The following is a 17,918-nucleotide window of genomic DNA, read 5'->3' on the forward strand; positions in this document are numbered from 1 at the left end:
GGCGCGTCCGGCGTTGTCGTATCGGCCTGGACGGCCTTGTCCTCAAATGCCGGACGGGCTGGGGGCTTGCGCACTCCGGGGGCATTGGCGTGTCCGGTGTTTGTGGTTGCTGTGGTGCGCAAGCGGGGGAGTGCAGCAGCAAGAAATAGCCCCTCCGGCGTTTGAGGAGCGGGGTCTGGGGCGGAGCCCCAGGGCAGGGGACGGGTAGGGGCGGCGGGGGCGAAGAAACCCGGGGCGGCGCCGACCTGGGGCCGAGGCATCCACAGCCGAGGGCATCCGCGCCGGGTGTCCGGGCCGAGGCATCCGGGCCGGGGTGTCCGGGCCGGGGTGTCCGCGCCGGGTGTCCGGGCCGGGTGTCCGATCGAGGCCTGCGGAGCGTCGGGGCCGGGTTCCGGGACCGTTCCGGCCGGGGTCCGGGGACCGTTCCGGCCGGGGGCAGGGGGACCGTTCCGGCCGGGGTCAGGGGCCGTCCGGGCCGGGGGTGACCAGGCCCTCCCGGTAGGCGATGACGACGGCCTCCGTGCGACTCGCGGCACCCAGCTTCGCGAGGATGTTGGACACGTGCACACTCGCGGTCTTGCCGCTGATGAAGAGCTCCTCCCCGATCTGACGATTGGTGCGCCCCCGGGAGAGCAACAGCAGGACATCGCTCTCCCGGGCGGTCAGCAGGGGGGAGCGGTCCGCGCCGGACGGCGCCTCGCCCAGCCGCCCGCGCCGCACAAGCGCATCCACGGCCTCACGCAGCGGCTCCGCCCCCAGCCGGACCGCGGTCCCACGCGCCTCCCGCGCCTGCTCGGCGGCCTCCACCCGTCGGTCCGCCGCGAGCAGCGCCTCGGCGAGCCGCCACCGGCAACGGGCCAGCTCGTACGGATCGCCGTAACCGAACGCGGTGACGGCCTTCTCCCAGGCCGGCACGTCCGGCCCGGAGTGCGCGCGCAGCCACTCCGCTTCGGCCCGCGCCAGCCAGGCCAGCCCCTCCGGCCCCTGCCGCGACCCGTCCTCGCCCCGGTCCGCGGTGACCCGCGCGGTCTCCACCAGCTCGGCCGCGGTGTCGGTCCACCGGCGCGCCCCCGCCTCGTCCCCGGTCAGCCGCAGCTCCACGGCCGTGTCCGCGACCGCGGACAGGGCGAGGGCGGCCAGCCGGACCCCGACGTCGGGCCGGTCGGTGGCCGTGTTCCCGGTGAGCGCGCTGATCGTGTCGCGCATCCGCCCGACGGCGGCGTCGGCGTCCCCGCGCAGGGCGGCGGCGTCGGTCAGCACGATCCCGCCGATGAGGGTGGCCAGCCAGTCGAACGGTCCCGTCAGCAGGGCACGGGCGCGGTCGTCGGCGTCCTCGTCACCGCGCGCCACGGCCACGTACAGGGCGGGTCCGGTCGCGAACCCGGCCGCGGCGGGCAGCCGTTCGGCATCGGCCGCCGCCGCGGTGACGCACTCGTCCCAGCGGCCCAGGGTGTAGAGCACCAGGGACTGGAGGTAGCGCAGCTCCAGCGCGTACGGCGAGGAGACGAGACCGGAGCGGCGGGCACGGTCCAGGCCCTCGCCGAGCCAGTTCAGGCACTCGTCGAGGTCGCCCGATTCGTAGCAGCCGATGGCGAGGTTGTAGAGCGCGCGCATCTCGACCGGGACGTTGCCGGAGCCGCGTGCCAGTTCGCGGGCCTGCCGCAGCCGGTCGCGGCCCCGCCGCGTACGCCGGTTGTCCGGCTCCAGGCCGACCAGGGAGACCAGCAGATCGGCCTGCGCGTCGACGAGCCGGAGCTGTTCGGCGGTACGCAGCGCCTGCCGGGCGACCCGCTCGGCGTCCTCGTCCCGGCCCACGTACCGTGCCGCCATGACATGGGTGGCCGCCGCCCACACCCAGGTGTACGACGGAGGCTCCTCGGGGATCATGGCGAGCGCTTCGCTGCTGTAGGTGAAGGCCGCCTTCAGGCTGTCGATGCGCATCAGGTTGCCCGCGAGGGTGTAGCGGACGCGCGCCGCGAGTTCCGAGTCGGCGTCCGAGCCCGCCCGGGCCAGCGCGGCGCGGGTGAGGTGGACCGCCCGGTGGGACTCGCCGGCCCGCGCGGCCGCCGCGGAGGCGCGCAGGGTGAGGGTCACCGGGTCGCCGTCCCCCGGGCGGGCCGCGGCGTCCACCGCGGGCCACAGTTCGAGGGCCATCTCCACGTGGCGCAGCTCTTCGGCGGGCGCGCCGACCTGCTGGGCGTGGTCGGCGGCTTCGAGCGAGGCCGTCAGCGCGTCGGCGAGGTCGTGGCTCTCGCGCGAGTGATGGGCCCGCTCCGCCGCGCTCCGTGCCGAACGGCCGTTCTCCGCGAGGAGCCTGGCGAAGGTTCCGTGCAACCGGACCCGCTCGCCCGGCAGCAGGTCGGCGTACACGGCCTCGCGGGTCAGAGCGTGCCGGAACGAGTACGCGGCAGCTTCGTCGGGGACGAGCAGCTGCCGGCCGACGGCCTCGCGCAGCGCCGACTCCAGCGCGTCCTCCGGCAGTTGTACGGCGTCGCGCAGCAGGTCGTGCTCGACGCGGCGGCCGGCGACGGCGGCCGTGCGCAGCACCTGCTGGGCGGTCTCGGAGAGTTGCTCGATCCGGATGAGGAGGACGTCGGCGAGGCCGCTGGGCATGGCGGGGGAGGCGGGGTCGACGCCGCCCGGCAGCGCGGCGAGCAGTTCCTCCGCGTAGAAGGCGTTGCCCTCGGCGCGTTCGACGATGCGGGTGACCGTGGTGTCCGGCACGGGGTCCGTGCGCAGGGCCCGGACGAGGCGGGCCACCTCGGCGTCGGGCATGGGCCGCAGTTCGAGGCGGTCGACGGCGGGCAGTCGTATCAGTTCGGCGAGCAGGGGGCGCAGGGGGTGGCGCCGGTGCAGGTCGTCCGCCCGGTAGGAGGCGAAGACCGCGAGGCGGTGCGCGGCGGCGCCGGCCGCCGGCCGTTGCAGGACGCCGCGGCTGAGCAGGAAGCGCAGGAGGTCGCGGGAGGACTGGTCCGCCCAGTGCAGGTCTTCGAGGACCAGCAGCAGCGGGCTGATGTCGGTGACGGCGGCGAGGAGTCCGGCCAGCCCCTCGAAGAGCTGGAGCCGTCCGCCGTGGTCCGCGCCGGTGCCGGGGCCGGCGCCGAGCAGCGGGCCCACGGCAGGGTGCGCCGCGAGGGCGGGGGCGAAGCGTTCGTCCGCGGCGAGGGCACCGAGGATCTCCGTGAACGGCAGGTACGGCAGGCCTACGTCACCGAGGTCCACGCAGTGGCCGGTGAGGACCGTCATGCCGATGGCGGCGGCGTGGGCCGCGGCTTCCGCGAGGGTGCGGGTCTTGCCGACGCCGGCGTCGCCCGCCACCAGCACGGCGCGCGGGTCGCCCTGCTTCGCCCGCTCCAGCACGCCGGTGAGCCGGGCGAGTTCGTCCGCGCGGCCGATGAACGGCGTACCGAAAGTCTGTGCCACGAGGACATCCTGGCACGCGGCTCGGACAGGACGGCTCCGACCGACGTACTCGGACCGACGGGCCCGAGGGGGCGGCGAGGGGGAGCGGCGGCTCCGGCCTGTGCGCCGGGACCGGCGGGGACCCTGGGCGTGGCGACCGGAAGCGGCGGCTCCGGCCTGTGCACTCCGACCAATGGCGCGCTCGGCGGGTGGCGACCGGCGCGACGGCTCCGTCCTGCGTGCTCCGGCCCGCGTACTCCGACCGACGCGGGCCGACCGACGGGCCCCGGCAGCTGGCGATCACGGCGACGGGCCGCGACAGGTGGCGACCACGGCGACTGGCTTCCAGCAGGTGGCGACCTGAACGGTGGACCTCGGTAGACGGCGACCCGAGCACGCGGTTCAGACCCGTTCCGGCCTCGCGTGCCCCGTGCGCGAGCCTCCGAGCGGCGGGCCTCCGGGACGAGGGACCCGGTCCCACGCACGCGAGGGGCCCGGATCCACCCTGCGGTGGTCCGGGCCCCTCGCGGAACGTGCTCGGTGGACCGTGTCAGGCGGTCGCGCCCTCCGCCTCCGGGTGCGTGGCGTCCGGGCTTTCGGCCTCCCGGACGTGCACCTTCCGCAGGGTCGCGGTGGCCAGGGCCGCCGCCCCCAGCAGTACGACCGTGCCCGCGATCGCCGCCGCCTGCATGCCGTGGGTGAAGGCCTCCCGGGCGGCCGTCGCCAAGGCCTGGCCGGTGTCGCCGGGGAGCTGCCGGGCCACGGCCAGCGCGCCGCCGAGGGTTTCGTGGGCGGGGGCCGGAACCCCGGAGGGCATGTCGTGACGGTAGACCGCGGTGCCGATGGAGCCGAGGACGGCCATGCCCAGCGCGCCGCCGAACTCGGCGCCCGTCTCCAGCAGGGAGGACGCGGCACCGGCGTTGCCGATGGGCACCGTGCCGAGGGCGAGGTCCATCATCTGCGACATCACGGTGACGATGCCGGAGGCGAGGACACCGGCGCCGGCGAGGACGAGCCACATCGAGTCGGTGCCGGCGAGGGCCAGCAGCGCGTAGCCGCAGGCGGCGGTGACGAAGCCGCCGGAGACGACGTGGGCGCGGTGCACGCCCTTCTGCACGAGCTGCGCGGCGACCGGCGCGGCGACGCCGACCAGGACGGTGGGGAGCAGCGCCCACAGCGCGGCCTCCATGGAGCTCTTGCCGAGCACGGACTGGAGGTACTGCGTGGTGAAGAACGCCGATCCCATCATCCCGAAGGACGAGACCAGGTTGAGGACGACGGCGGGGGCGAAGCCCCGGCCGCGGAACAGGGCGGGGGAGATGAGCGGGGACTTCGTGGTGCGCTGGCGGTGGACGAAGAGGGCGGTGAAGAGCAGGCCGACGGTGATGGAGACGACGTAGCGGACGTTCCAGCCCTCGGAGGGGATCTCCTTGATGCCGTAGATGACGGGGAGGACGGCGGCCATCGACAGCGGCACGCCGAGCAGGTCGAAGCGGCCGGGGTTCGGGTCCTTGGACTCGGGGAGCAGGATCGGGCCGAGTATCAGCAGCAGCGCCATCGCGGGCAGGTTGACCAGGAAGACCGAGCCCCACCAGAAGTACTCGACGAGGACGCCGCTCATCACCGAGCCGAGCGCGATGCCGCCGGTCATGACGCCGGACCACAGTCCGATCGCCTTCGCGCGCTGTCCGGGGTCGGTGAACATCGTGCGGATGATCGCCATCGTCGACGGCATCAGGGTCGCTCCGCCGATGCCGAGGACCGCGCGGGCGGCGATCAGCATCTCGGCGCTGTCGGCGTAGGCGGCGATCACGGAGGCCGTGCCGAAGGCGGCGGCACCGATCAGCAGGAGCTTGCGGCGGCCGATGCGGTCGCCGAGGGAGCCCATCGTCATCAGCAGGCCCGCGAGCACGAACGCGTAGATGTCGAAGATCCAGAGCTGCTGGGTGCCGCTGGGCTCCAGGTCCGCGCTGATCGCGGGGATCGCGAAGTAGAGGACCGAGACGTCCATGGAGACCAGGAGCAGCGGAAGCATCAGGACGCCGAGGGCGGTCCATTCGCGGCGGCCGGCGGGAGCGCCGGACGCGAAGGCGGTCGTGCTCTTCGGGTTCGTCATGGCAGTGACTGTACGGACGTCTTAAACGCTTGTCTAGTACGAGCGTATAAGACGTTGGTTTGATACGTGCGTATAGGACGCTTGTGTGGATCGGGGTACGCTGACCCGCATGGGACACCGTGAGGATCTGCTCGAAGGCGCCAAGCGCTGCCTGCTGGCGAAGGGGTTCGTGCGCACCACGGCGCGCGACATCGTGAAGGAGTCGGGGACGAACCTGGCGTCCATCGGCTACCACTACGGCTCCAAGGACGCGCTCCTCGCCCAGGCCTACGTCGAACTCATCTCGGACGTCGGCGGGACGTTCGAGTCCATCGGCGCCGGCGGGGCCGTCGGGGAGCCGGGCTCGCTCGCCCGCTTCCAGGAGGTCTGGACGAACGTCACCCGGTCCTTCGTCGAGGACCGCGCGATCTGGATGCTCACCTTCGAGGTCATCACCAACACCGACCGGCTGCCCACGGTCCGCGATCACCTGGTGAAGGCCTCGGACGAGGGGCGCCGTGGCCTCGTCCCCCTGCTCATGGGCGGATCCGAGGACGACGTGGACGAGGAGACGCTGCGCACGGTGGGCGGCTTCTACCAGATCCTGCTCAACGGACTCAGCGTGCAGTGGCTCTTCGACGCGGACTCGGCGACGACCGCCGAGCAGCTGACCGAGGGCCTGCGACGGGTGCTCGACGGCGCGGCGAAGGGCAGCCAGGGGGAGACGGCCGCCGGCTGACGTCGTACGGGGCTGACGTCGGACGGGCAGGCCCCCGGCGCCCGGGGGCCTCGGCACGGCGCGCTCAGCACGACGGCCGCGCGGGTGCCTCCGTGTGCCGGTCGCGCACGGCGGGCACCAGTGCCACCAGCATCAGGACGGCGGTGAGCACGAACGCCCAGGAGTAGCCCGTCCACCCGGCGAGCGCGCCGAAGCCGACCGCGCCGACGCCCATGCCGCCGTCGTACGCGAGGTTCCAGAGCGCGGTGACGGTGCCGTACCCGGAGGCGGAGACCCGTGTGTACATGAGCGTCAGCGTCGCGTTCTGGGCGATGCCGAAGCCGATGCCGAACAGGGCGACCCCGGCGAGCACGGCGACCGCACTGCCGGTCGCGGCGGTGACCAGCATCCCCACGGCGGACAGGACCAGAGCGGGCAGCACCAGCCGCGCGGGCCCGTGCCGGTCGGCGTGGCGGCCCGCCACCCAGCGTGCCGCCGTCGACGCGGCGGGCTGGACGAAGAGGGCGACCGCGACCACGCCGTCCAGCGCGGCGGGCACCGCGAGCGGCAGGAACGTGACGACGATGCCGGTCGCGACGGCCGTGGCCGCGAAGACCGCGGCGGGCCGCACCAGGCCTCCGGTGCGCAGGCCGGCCACCACACCCACCGGCTTCTCCCCACCGGGCGCGGGCTCCTGACGGCCCGGCAGACCCGGCACGGAGGCGACCGAGGCCAGGGCCGCCACACCCGCGGCGACCGCGACGGGCGTGTAGCCGACGTGCGTGGCGAGCCACACGCCCAGCGGCAGGGCGATCAGCGAGGGGACGCCGGAGACCACTCCGACCAGGGCCAGCCCCTCACCGCGCCGCTCGGCCGGGATGAGCGACGCGGTCAGCGCCCCGCCCGCGACCAGGGTGAGCGCGAAGCCGAGGCCCCGCACCAGGCACACCGCCACGATCCACGCAAGGTCGTGCGAGAGGGTCAGGACCAGGGCGGGCGCGCCGAGCAGGACCAGCCCGACGACCAGCGCGAACCGGTGGCCGTAACGAGCCACGAAACGGGGGGCGGCCAGCTCGCCGAGGACGGTGGACAGCATCAGCGCGCCGGTGGCCGGGCCCGCGCCCGACGCCGTCGCGTAGCGGGGGACGACCGACAGGAGCAGGAAGAAGCCGGTCGAGGCGCCGACCATGCTCACGAAGCGGAGCAGCAGCGGACGGGTGACCAGACGCGGGCGGGCCGGGGAAGTCGTCGCGGTAGTCGTCATGGGAACGACGCTAGGTGCGCGCCGGACCGCCGGTAAGCTCCAATTCCATGCCGTTGCAGTGGGCCGGTCTGTCACCCGAACTGCTCCTGTCCGTCGACCGGGACAGCGGCGAGCAGCTGCGTGCCCAGCTGGAGCGCCAGGTCCGCGACGCGATCCGCACCGGCCGCCTCGGCCCCGGCGAGCGCCTGCCGTCCTCCCGCGAACTGGCCCGTACGCTCGGCCTGTCCAGAGGTCTGGTCCAGGACTGCTACGCCCAACTCCAGGCGGAGGGCTACCTGGTGACCCGGGTCGGCTCCGCCACCCGGGTCGCGACGGTCGCCCACGTGCCCGCCGCGCCGGTCCCCGCGACCCCGGCGGCCCCACGGCTCATCGCCGACTTCCGCCACGGCGTACCGGACCTGGGCGGCTTCCCCCTCACCGACTGGCTCTGGGCGATACGCGAGGCGGGCCGGGCCATGCCGACCTCCGGCCTCGACTACGGCGACCCGCGCGGGAGTTCCGTCCTGCGCGAGGTGCTGGCCGGCTATCTGCGCCGGGTGCGGTCCGCGGCGGCCGACCCCGAACGGATCGTGGTCTGCTCCGGATACGCGCAGGGCCTGGGCCTCACCCTGCACGCACTGGCCCGGACCGGCGTGCGCGTCGTGGCGTACGAGGACCCGGGTGCGCCCGCCACGGCGACGGCCGCGGCCGAGGCCGCGGGCCTGACGGCGGTGCCCGTCCCGGTCGACGAGGACGGCGTCGACGTCGCCGCGCTCGACGCCACCGGAGCGCGGGCCGTCATCGTCACCCCGGCCCACCAATGGCCGACCGGAGTGGTCCTCGCCCCCGGGCGCCGACTCGCCCTCGTCGACTGGGCGGCACGACGGGACGCGTACGTCGTCGAGGACGACTACGACGCGGAGTTCCGCTACGACCGCGAGCCCGTGGGCGCACTTCAGGGGCTCGCGGCGGACCGGGTGATCTCCGTCGGCACCGTCAGCAAGTCCCTCGCGCCGGCGCTGCGCATCGGTTGGCTGCTCTGTCCGCCCGCGCTCACCGACCCGCTCACCCGGGCCAAGCACCTCACCGACCGCGGCTCCCCGACCCTCGACCAACTGGCCCTCGCCCGGCTGATCGAGTCCGGCCGCCACGACCGTCATCTGCGCCGCATGCGGACGGTCTACGCGGCCCGGCGCGCGGCCCTCGTCTCGGCGCTCGCCGAGCACGCCCCCGCGGTGCGTCTCACGGGCCTCGCCGCCGGCTTCCACGCGGTCGCCCACCTCACCCCGGATGCCGACGAGCAGGCCGTCGTGGCCGCGGCGCGGGAACGCGGCGTCGGCCTCTACGGCATGAGCCCGTGCCGCTCGACCGGCGCGAGCGAGCCGCCCCGGCTGGTCCTGGGCTTCGGGGACGTGGGCGAACGGGCGATCACCGAGGGCATCGCGGCCGTCGGCGACCTGCTGGCGGGCCCCTGACGGCGCGCCGGCCCGCACGGCCCTACAGCCGGGCCCCCTTCAGGGCCATGTGCAGCAGCAGCCGGTCCTCGCCGTCGTCCAGGTCCAGGCCGGTGAGCTGTTCGACCCGGGACAGGCGGTAGTAGAGCGTCTGGCGGTGGACGCCCAGCTCGGCGGCGGTACGGCCGGCCTGGCCCGCGCAGTCGAGGAACACCTCGGCCGTGCGCGCCAGTTCGCGGTGGGCGGGCGCCAGCAGCGCCTTCACCACGGGGTCGTGGGCCACCTCCGGGGGAAGGGAGGTGAGCAGTCTGAAGGGGCCGATGGACGCCCACTCGGCGACCGGGCCGAGCCGCGGCTCGGCGAGGACGGCGCGGGCGGCGGCGGAGGCCTCCTGCCAGGCGGCCCCGAGCTCCGCGAGACCCACGCGGGCCACGGCGACCCCGGCCGCGGCCCGGCCCCGCCCGCCGCGTGCGCCGGCCCTGGTCCGTGCGCCCTCCCTGGTGCCCGGGAGCCGTCCGTCCTCCCCGCGTGTCGCGTCCGGGCCGCCCGCCGACGGCCCGCTCTCCCGGCGCCCGCCCTCCGCTTCCCGCACGAACCGGGAGGCCGCCGTCAGCGCCGGGGAGAGCACGTCCGCCGACCTCAGCCGCACGAGCAGCGCCAGACTCTGCCCGGGGTCCCCTGCCTCGGGGGCGTGAGAGGTGCCCTCACCCCACGGCACCGTGCACAGCGCGGTCGCGCCCGGCACCGTACGGGCGGAGGGGGCGTCGTCCGGGTCGGCCGACGGCCACGGCGCCACGCAGACGACGGTGTGCAGGACGTCGGCGCGCGGACCGAGCGCCGACCGCAGCTCGGCGACGGCCATGTCGCGCTGCCAGCCGCGCTCCGCGGTGAGCACCGCGCGCAGCTCGCGGGTGAGGTCCGCGCCCGCCTGCGCCTCGTCCGCGAGCAGGGCGCCGATACGGGAGGCGACCTCCATGGCGGCGGCGAGCTGGGCGGCGGTGGGACCGGGGTCGTCGTCGAGGAGCCAGACGTAGCCGAGGACGACACCCCGATGGCGTACGGGCAGACAGATCCTCCCGCGGTACACGCCCGCCTCCGGGGTGGGCGGGATACGCACCGGACCGGTGGCGCGGGTGATGCCGAAGCCCTCGAACCAGGTGCGGACCGCCGCGGTGGAGCGGCGCGTGAGGATCGAGCGGGCGCGCACGGGGTCCAGGGCCGATGGATCGAGCTCGCCCTCGGAGTCGTAGGCGCCGAAGGCGATGAGCTCGAAGTCCCGGTTCTCCAGCGTCGCCGGGACGCCGAGCAGTGCCGAGATCTCGTCGACCAGCTCCTGGTAGTCCCCTCTGTATTCACCCGTCACCCGGGCATTCTCCCGCATTTTCGCGCGGCCTTCATACATCTGTCTGAGATCCAGGGCACGGATGCGTGACAGCTGTCGATGGCAGAGGATCGGAGCGATCCATAGGTTTCACGGTGGTTCTCCGTGCCGTACCCGAATGGTCGGGATTCGGCCTCCTGCTGGCTTTGTTGTGGAGGTGCCCCGTGCTGGGTCCCGTGATTCTCGCCGCCTCGCGCAGCGACAAGATGCGCCGTCTGATCTCGGCGGCCCCGGTGACCAAGCCGGTCGTCGACCGCTTCATACCCGGCGAGACCGTCGACCAGGTCGTCCCCATCATCCGGGAGCTCACGGGCAAGGGCCTCGAGGTCACGATGGACGTCGTCGGCGAGGACATCACGACCCCCGAGCAGGCCACCGCGGCCCGTGACGCCTACCTGGACCTGATCGAGCGCCTCAAGCAGCTCGACCTCGGCACCAAGGCCGAGATGTCCATCAAGCTGTCGATGTTCGGCCAGGCGCTGGAGGGCGGCCACGAGCTCGCCCTCGCCAACGTCCGCCCGGTTGTCGAGGCCGCCGCCGCCATCGGCACCACCGTGACGCTGGACGCCGAGGACCACACCACCCTCGACTCGATGTTCGCCATCCACGAGGAGCTGCGGAAGGACTTCCCGCAGACCGGCTGCGTCATCCAGGCCTACCTCTTCCGCACCGAGGCCGACGCCCGCCGCCTCGCCGAGAGCGGCAGCCGTGTCCGCCTGGTGAAGGGCGCCTACAAGGAGCCCGCCGAGGTCGCCTACCAGCAGAAGGCGGAGACCGACAAGGCGTACGTGCGCATCCTGAAGATCCTGATGGAGGGCGAGGGGTACCCGATGATCGGGTCGCACGACCCGCGGCTCATCTCCATCGCGCAGGAGCTCGCGCGCAAGGCCGGGCGCAAACTGGACGAGTACGAGTTCCAGATGCTGTACGGCATCCGCAGCGACGAGCACCTGCGGCTCGCCGCCGAGGGGCACCGCATGCGTGTGTACACCGCGTACGGCACCGACTGGTACGGCTACTTCATGCGCCGCCTCGCGGAGAAGCCCGCCAACCTGCTCTTCTTCGCCCGCTCGATCCTCACCAAGGGCTGAGCCCGAACCACCCGCTCACTAAGGAGTACGGAACACATGGACGCTGTGACCCAGGTCCCCACCCCCGTCAACGAGCCGGTGCACGGCTACGCCCCCGGCTCGCCCGAGCGTGCCCGCCTGGAGGCCAAGCTCAAGGAGCTGGCCGAGAACCCGATCGAGCTGTCGATGACCATCGGCGGCGAGAAGCGGCTCGGCGGCGGTGAGCGCTTCGAGGTCGTGCAGCCGCACAACCACAAGGCGGTCATCGGCACCGGCGCGCACGCCACCCAGCAGGACGCGCAGGACGCCATCGACGCCGCCCTCGCGGCCGCGCCGGCCTGGCGCGCGATGTCCTTCGACGACCGCGCCGCGATCATCCTGCGCGCCGCCGAGCTGCTCGCCGGCCCGTGGCGCGAGACGCTGGCCGCCTCCACGATGCTCGGCCAGTCGAAGACCGCCCAGCAGGCCGAGATCGACACCCCGTGCGAGCTCGTCGACTTCTGGCGCTTCAACGTCCACTACGCCCGTCAGATCCTCGCCGAGCAGCCGCCGGCGAACTCCCCGGGCGTGTGGAACCGCATGGACCACCGTCCGCTGGAGGGCTTCGTCTACGCGATCACGCCCTTCAACTTCACCGCGATCGCGGGCAACCTGCCCACCGCTCCGGCGCTCATGGGCAACGTCGTCGTGTGGAAGCCGTCCCCGACGCAGACCCACGCCGCCGTGCTGCTGATGCAGCTCCTGGAGGAGGCGGGCCTGCCCAAGGGCGTCATCAACCTCGTCACCGGTGACGGCATCGAGGTGTCCAAGGTCGCCCTGGAGCACCGCGACCTCGCCGGCATCCACTTCACCGGCTCGACGAAGACCTTCCAGTACCTGTGGAAGACGGTCGGCAACAACATCGAGAAGTACCGCTCCTACCCGCGTCTGGTCGGCGAGACCGGCGGCAAGGACTTCGTCGTCGCCCACCCGTCGGCGGACCGCGCGGTTCTCAAGACCGCACTGACCCGCGGTTCCTTCGAGTACCAGGGCCAGAAGTGCTCGGCGAGCTCCCGCGCCTACATCCCGGCCTCCATCTGGAACTCCGGTTTCAAGGAGGAGTTCGCGGCCGAGGTCGACTACCTGACCATGGGTGACGTCACCGACCTGTCGAACTTCATCGGCGCGGTCATCGACGAGCGTGCGTTCGCCAAGAACAAGGCGGCCATCGACCGCGCGAAGGACGACGAGACCTGCACGATCATCGCGGGCGGCTCGTACGACGACTCCGTCGGCTACTTCGTGCGCCCGACCGTCGTCGAGTGCTCGGACCCGGAGAACGAGGTCTTCACGACCGAGTACTTCGGCCCCTTCCTCGCCGTGTACGTCTACGAGGACGACAAGTACGACGAGATGCTGACCCAGATGGAGTCGGCGTCCGACTACGCGCTCACCGGCGCGGTCATCTCCGGCGACCGCGCGGCGGCCGCGTACACGATGGAGAAGCTCCGCTACGCGGCGGGCAACTTCTACATCAACGACAAGTCGACCGGTGCCGTCGTCGGCCAGCAGCCCTTCGGCGGCGGCCGTGCCTCCGGCACCAACGACAAGGCCGGCGCCCCGCAGAACCTGATGCGCTGGACGCTGACCCGCGCCATCAAGGAGACGCTGGTGCCGCCGACCGACTACGGCTACCCGCACATGGGCTGACCGCTAGCGGACATGCCGGGCCAGGAAGTCGCCGATCAGGGCGGCTGCCTGGCCCGCGTGCGTTTCCAGGGCGAAGTGGCCGGCGGGGAGCAGGTGGATCTCGGCCTGCGGGAGGTCGCGCCGGAAGGCGAGGGCGCCCGCCGGGACGAAGATCTCGTCGTGCGCGCCCCAGACGGCGAGCAGTGGGACCTGGCTGTCGCGGAAGTACTCGTGGAACGCCGGGTAGAGGGCGAAGTTGGAGCCGTAGTCGGAGATCAGGTCGAGCTGGATCTCGCTCTGGCCCGGGCGGGCCATGCGGGCCGCGTCGTGCTCGTAGGCGTCGGGGCTGACGAGCGTCGGGTCCGGGACGCCGTGCAGGTACTGCCACTTGATGCCGTCCGGGCTGCTGATCTCCCTGACCGGCGCCTCGGTCTCGGGCGTGCGCTGCGCGATCAGCGCGAGCACCGGTGCCCACGCGTCGGCGCCCAGGCCCTCCTCGTACGCGTTGCCGTTCTGCGTGATGATCGCGGTCACCCGCTCGGGGTGCGCGAGGGCCAGGCGCAGGCCGATCGGGGCGCCGTAGTCCTGGATGTAGAGCGCGTACTCCTTCAGTCCGAGCTGCTCGGTGAACTCGCCGGTGATCTCGGCCAGTCGGTCGAAGGTGTAGCGGAACTCGTCGGCGGCGGGCGTCGCCGAGCGGCCGAAGCCGATGTGGTCGGGGGCCACGAGGTGGTAGCGGTCGGCGAGCAGCGGCATCAGGTCCCGGAACATGTGCGAGCTGGTCGGGAAGCCGTGCAGGAGGAGCAGGACGGGGGCGTCGGCGGGGCCCGCCTCCCGGTAGGCGATCTCCAGGCCTCGGACGGTGGTGGTGCGGTGGTGGATCCGGTGCGCGGTCATGACGGTTCCCCTAACCCCTGAAGTTCTCCTTGGTGGTGAGATCACCTCACCATATCCATGACTAACCGGTCAAGATGTTTTTGGAGGTTAGGCCGACGGAGGGTCAACTCCCCGGCGATACTGGCCGGATGACCCTCCGACTGCGCACGGCCCACACCGCGGACCTCGCCCCGGGCGACCTCCGTGCCGTCCGCGAGCTCCTGGACGCCGCCTTCGACGGGGGCTTCGACGACCACGACTGGGACCATGGACTCGGCGGCCTCCACGTCCTCGTGCACGACGCGCGGGGCCTGGCCGCCCACGGTTCGGTGGTCCAGCGCCGCGTCCTGCATCGCGGCCGTTCGCTGCGTACCGGATACGTGGAGGCGGTCGGTGTGCGCGCCGACGTGCGGCGCACGGGCCTGGGCGGGCGGGTGATGGCCGAGCTGGAGCGCATCGTCGACGGCGCGTACGCGCTGGGCGCGCTCTCCGCGAGCGAGGAGGGCGCCGCGCTCTACGCGGCCCGCGGCTGGCGGGTCTGGCCGGGCCGGATCTGCGTGCTCGGCCCGGACGGCGTGGTGCGGCTGCCGGAGGAGGAAGGGACCACCTTCGTCCGCCCCTCGTCGGCCGGCCCACTCGATCCCGCGCACGAGCTGGTCCTCGACTGGCGCGACGGCGACGTGCTCTGACGCCGGACCGGACGGGCGGCGGCCACCCTGCGGCCGCATCCATCCGTGAGCGATGTGACCAGTGGGATCAGTGCAGGTCAGAGCGGTGTGACCCGAATCGCCGTCTCAGATAGTAGGAAGTCCGACTAACTGTGGAGACAGATGCCCGCTCCTCGCCTAGTTTTGTAGGAGCCGAACGTCTCGCTCGACCCAGCGAATGGCGGTCGTGAGCCGGAGCCCCTGGCAGGTAACCCCTGCGGCACCGCTCCCCGCCCCATCCGGCGTCTCGTAAATCCCTCACCGCACTTCCGGACCACCGCGTCCGGAGGCAAAGGAGTCGATTCATCATGGCCGAGACGACCGTCCGCCGAGTCCGCCACATCTCCCGTACGAGCGATTCCGACCGCAAGAACGCGGCAGCGGCCCTCCAGCGCGCCCTCGACCGCCGGGACAACGGCGGCGAGACGGGCCACTGAGCCGACCGCACGCCCCGGCCGACGGCCGGGCCACGTACCGGGAGCCGCACCCGCACGGGGTGCGGCGCGGGGCTCACGCGCCGCGCCGCACCTCGAAGTGGTCGATGCGCTCGCCGCTCTGCGCGAGCGCCGACACCTTGAGCCGGGGAGTGGTGCCCGCCTCCGCCTCCACGGAGAGGAAGGAGAAGCCGGTGTACCGCACCCGTGACCACTCCACGGTCTCGGCCCTCTGCTGCCGGGAGCCGGTCCAGTGGAAGGTCTCGACGGACTCGCGGTTGTCGACCTTCCCCTCGTAGCTGTCCTTCACCCCGGTGGGGAACCGGTACAGGCTCTTGCCCGCGCCGCCCGCCGTGACGTGGACGATCCCGTCCCGTGTCGGATCCGTCGACGCGCCGACCGGGACGCGCCTGCCGACCTTTCCGCCCTTGATGGCGTCGGTCCGCTCGTACACGTGGTTGTGGCCGTTGATCACCAGGTCCACCTGGTGCTTGGCGAACAGCGGCCCCCAGGTGTCCCGCACCCCGCCGTCGGAGGCGTGCGTCGCCGTGGAGTACGCGCAGTGGTGGAAGAAGACCACCACGAAGTCGGCCGTCCGCCGCAGCTCGCCGAGCCGCCTGTCGAGCCAGGCCGTCTGCCGCCCGCCCGAGTAGCCCTTGTTGGCGGGGATCTCGTACGACACGTCGTTCGCGTCCAGCGCCACGATCCCGACATTGCCGTACGTGAAGGAGTAGACGCCCGGCGCCTTGCGCGCGTCGAAGCCGTTGTCCGGGAGCGACCAGCGGGCCGACTGGCCCCCGTAGCCGTTCGGCGAGTACCACGCCTCCATGTCGTGGTTGCCGGTCGTCACCATCCACGGCACCGACTTCGCCACGGACTCGGTCTGCTTGAGGAACAGGTCCCAGGCGCTGGGGTCGTAGATGTCGGAATCCTTGCCGAGCCCGACCGAGTCCGCGTAGCAGATGTCGCCCGCGTGCAGGTGGAAGGCCGGGTGGCGGCCGAGGATCAGCTTGTCGTTGGCGAGCGCCTCGGGAGTGACGCCCTGGTCGCCGAAGGCGGTGAACACGAACTTCTCGGCAGCGGCGGGCGCCGTGCGGAAACGGCCGACCGTCGCGTGCCGGTCGCGCGCCGCCGGGTCGAACCCCTCGTGGCCGACGCCGTAGTAGTACGTCGTGCCGGGGCGCAGCCCGTCGAGCGCCGCGTGCAGGTAGTACTGGTCCAGCGCGAACCGCTGGCCCGGCAGGCCGGGCGTGTGCAGGGGCCTGACCTCGGCCTCGATCTTCCGGCTCAGCTCCCAGGGCGTCAGCCCCACCCGCACGTACGGCTTCCTGACCGCGAGCGGCACCTGCCAGGAGACGCGCATCTGGGTCCGCGGGTCCGCGCCGAAGGCCAGGTGGCGGCCGAAGGGCGTGACGACGGAGCCGTGCACCTGCCCGGTCGCCGTACGCACGGACGGGCCGGACGTGCGCGTCGCCGCCCCCGCCCCCTGCGAGCAGCCGGCCAGCAGACCGCCGCCCGCGAACGCGCCCGCGGTGACCAGGGCGCGCCTGCGGGTCAGCTTCGTCCGCAGGTACTCGTGCTGCTCGGCCATGCTCATACGGCGCGCGAGTTGTTCCGGGATGCCGACGTCAGGGGTGTCCATGTCGGGAAACTTCCCAGGACGCCCCAACGGCCGCGGGACGTAAGGGTGAACGGTGGGCGTCGGGTCGGCGTTCCGCGGGGCCGTGGCGGCGAACGCGATGTCCGGATGGCGGACATGGCGTGTCATCCCATGGGACAAGGAGTACGGTGCCGTCATGTCTCGCAGCATCAATCTCGCAGTGATCCCCGGTGACGGCATCGGCCAGGAAGTCGTGGCCCAGGGTCTGAAGGTCCTCTCCGCCGTCCTCCCGCAGGATGTGAAGCTGGAGACCAAGGAGTTCGACTTCGGTGCCAAGCGGTACCACGCCACCGGTGAGACCCTCACCGACGCGGACCTCGACGCCCTCAAGCAGCACGACGCGATCCTGCTCGGCGCGATCGGCGACCCGTCGGTCCCGTCCGGCGTCCTGGAGCGCGGCTTCCTGCTGAAGCTCCGCTTCGCCTTCGACCACCACGTCAACCTGCGTCCCTCGAAGCTCCTCCCGGGTGTCGAGACCCCGCTCGCCGGCCAGCCCGAGATCGACTTCGTCGTGGTCCGCGAGGGCACCGAGGGCCCGTACACCGGCAACGGCGGCACCATCCGCAAGGGCACCGAGCACGAGGTCGCCACCGAGGTCTCCGTGAACACGGCCTTCGGCGTCGAGCGCGTCGTCCGCGACGCCTTCGCCCGCGCCCAGGCCCGCCCGCGCAAGAAGCTCACGCTGGTCCACAAGAACAACGTGCTGACCTTCGCGGGGCACCTGTGGACCAACATCTTCAACCGGGTGGCCGCGGAGTTCCCCGAGGTCACCACGGACTACATCCACGTCGACGCCGCGACGATCTACCTCGTCACCGACCCGGCCCGCTTCGACGTCATCGTCACCGACAACCTCTTCGGCGACATCATCACCGACCTCGCCGCGGCCGTCTCCGGCGGCATCGGTGTCGCCGCCTCCGGCAACATCAACCCGAGCGGCGAGTTCCCCTCGATGTTCGAGCCTGTGCACGGCTCGGCGCCCGACATCGCGGGCCAGGGCAAGGCCGACCCCAGCGCCACGGTCCTGTCCGTCGCCCTGCTGCTGCGCCACCTCGGCTACGAGACGCAGGCCGTCCGCATCGAGGAAGCCGTCTCGGCCGACCTCGCGGAGCGCGTCGGCAAGCCCGCCAGGAGCACCGACGAAATCGGCGACGCGCTCGCCGTACGAGTAGCCGGCTGACCCGCCGCCACTCGCTTCACACAGGAGCCG

The 17,918-nt window shown here is 72.8% G+C and carries 13 protein-coding genes; 7 read left to right on the plus strand and 6 right to left on the minus strand.

What is annotated here, in order from left to right; translation table 11 throughout:
• Window positions 1-459: 459 nt before the first annotated feature.
• Together BKI49_RS26735 and BKI49_RS26740 are read right to left on the minus strand one after the other, a co-directional pair.
• The gene (locus tag BKI49_RS26735) at window positions 460-3,423 is read right to left on the minus strand and encodes a helix-turn-helix transcriptional regulator (RefSeq protein WP_095936831.1); all 2,964 of its coding nucleotides are present in this window, start codon (window positions 3,421-3,423) and stop codon (window positions 460-462) included.
• A 529-nt stretch (window positions 3,424-3,952) separates the two neighbouring features.
• The gene (locus tag BKI49_RS26740) at window positions 3,953-5,518 is read right to left on the minus strand and encodes an MFS transporter (RefSeq protein WP_095936832.1); all 1,566 of its coding nucleotides are present in this window, start codon (window positions 5,516-5,518) and stop codon (window positions 3,953-3,955) included.
• A gap of 109 nt (window positions 5,519-5,627) precedes the next feature.
• Between BKI49_RS26740 and BKI49_RS26745 the strand changes: the two genes are divergently transcribed.
• Window positions 5,628-6,236: a TetR/AcrR family transcriptional regulator gene (locus tag BKI49_RS26745; RefSeq protein ID WP_095936833.1), complete on the plus strand. Its 609-nt coding sequence runs from the start codon at window positions 5,628-5,630 to the stop codon at window positions 6,234-6,236.
• Between the two features lie 64 nt (window positions 6,237-6,300).
• Here BKI49_RS26745 and BKI49_RS26750 read toward each other — a convergent pair whose 3' ends face one another.
• Window positions 6,301-7,479 carry an MFS transporter gene (locus BKI49_RS26750; protein ID WP_095936834.1) on the minus strand — a complete coding sequence of 393 codons (1,179 nt, stop codon included), beginning with the start codon at window positions 7,477-7,479 and terminating at the stop codon, window positions 6,301-6,303.
• Window positions 7,480-7,526: 47 nt separating this feature from the next.
• Between BKI49_RS26750 and pdxR the strand changes: the two genes are divergently transcribed.
• Complete coding sequence (gene pdxR / locus BKI49_RS26755) at window positions 7,527-8,933, plus strand: MocR-like pyridoxine biosynthesis transcription factor PdxR (protein ID WP_095936835.1); 1,407 nt, start codon at window positions 7,527-7,529, stop codon at window positions 8,931-8,933.
• 22 nt (window positions 8,934-8,955) lie between these two features.
• On the opposite strand, the gene BKI49_RS26760 is transcribed toward pdxR, so the two are convergent.
• A complete protein-coding gene (locus BKI49_RS26760; RefSeq protein WP_179332589.1) occupies window positions 8,956-10,293 on the minus strand; it encodes a PucR family transcriptional regulator in 1,338 nt (445 codons plus the stop codon).
• Window positions 10,294-10,457: 164 nt separating this feature from the next.
• Here BKI49_RS26760 and BKI49_RS26765 point away from each other — a divergent pair, with 164 nt between their 5' ends.
• Together BKI49_RS26765 and pruA are read left to right on the plus strand one after the other, a co-directional pair.
• Entirely contained in the window at window positions 10,458-11,384 is a 927-nt protein-coding gene (locus BKI49_RS26765) for a proline dehydrogenase family protein (protein ID WP_095936837.1), read from the plus strand.
• Window positions 11,385-11,420: 36 nt separating this feature from the next.
• Window positions 11,421-13,052, plus strand: a complete 1,632-nt coding sequence (gene pruA, locus BKI49_RS26770; protein ID WP_095936838.1) for an L-glutamate gamma-semialdehyde dehydrogenase — start codon at window positions 11,421-11,423, stop codon at window positions 13,050-13,052.
• Window positions 13,053-13,055: 3 nt separating this feature from the next.
• Here the strand turns inward: pruA and BKI49_RS26775 are convergent, their stop codons facing one another.
• Window positions 13,056-13,928, minus strand: a complete 873-nt coding sequence (locus tag BKI49_RS26775; protein WP_095936839.1) for an alpha/beta fold hydrolase — start codon at window positions 13,926-13,928, stop codon at window positions 13,056-13,058.
• A gap of 128 nt (window positions 13,929-14,056) precedes the next feature.
• On the opposite strand from BKI49_RS26775, the gene BKI49_RS26780 reads away from it, so the two are divergent.
• Window positions 14,057-14,596, plus strand: coding sequence for a GNAT family N-acetyltransferase (locus BKI49_RS26780; protein WP_095936840.1), 540 nt, complete (start codon window positions 14,057-14,059; stop codon window positions 14,594-14,596).
• A gap of 326 nt (window positions 14,597-14,922) precedes the next feature.
• Window positions 14,923-15,051, plus strand: a complete 129-nt coding sequence (locus BKI49_RS36015; protein ID WP_095936841.1) for a hypothetical protein — start codon at window positions 14,923-14,925, stop codon at window positions 15,049-15,051.
• A gap of 73 nt (window positions 15,052-15,124) precedes the next feature.
• Here the strand turns inward: BKI49_RS36015 and BKI49_RS26790 are convergent, their stop codons facing one another.
• Window positions 15,125-16,690 carry a purple acid phosphatase family protein gene (locus BKI49_RS26790; RefSeq protein ID WP_095936842.1) on the minus strand — a complete coding sequence of 522 codons (1,566 nt, stop codon included), beginning with the start codon at window positions 16,688-16,690 and terminating at the stop codon, window positions 15,125-15,127.
• A gap of 154 nt (window positions 16,691-16,844) precedes the next feature.
• Here BKI49_RS26790 and BKI49_RS26795 point away from each other — a divergent pair, with 154 nt between their 5' ends.
• Window positions 16,845-17,888: a 3-isopropylmalate dehydrogenase gene (locus BKI49_RS26795; protein ID WP_095936885.1), complete on the plus strand. Its 1,044-nt coding sequence runs from the start codon at window positions 16,845-16,847 to the stop codon at window positions 17,886-17,888.
• The last annotated feature ends 30 nt before the right edge of the window (window positions 17,889-17,918 follow it).

Origin of the sequence: Streptomyces sp. Tue6028 (assembly GCF_002300165.1) — a bacterium.
GTDB classification, from domain to species: Bacteria; Actinomycetota; Actinomycetes; order Streptomycetales; family Streptomycetaceae; genus Streptomyces; species Streptomyces siamensis.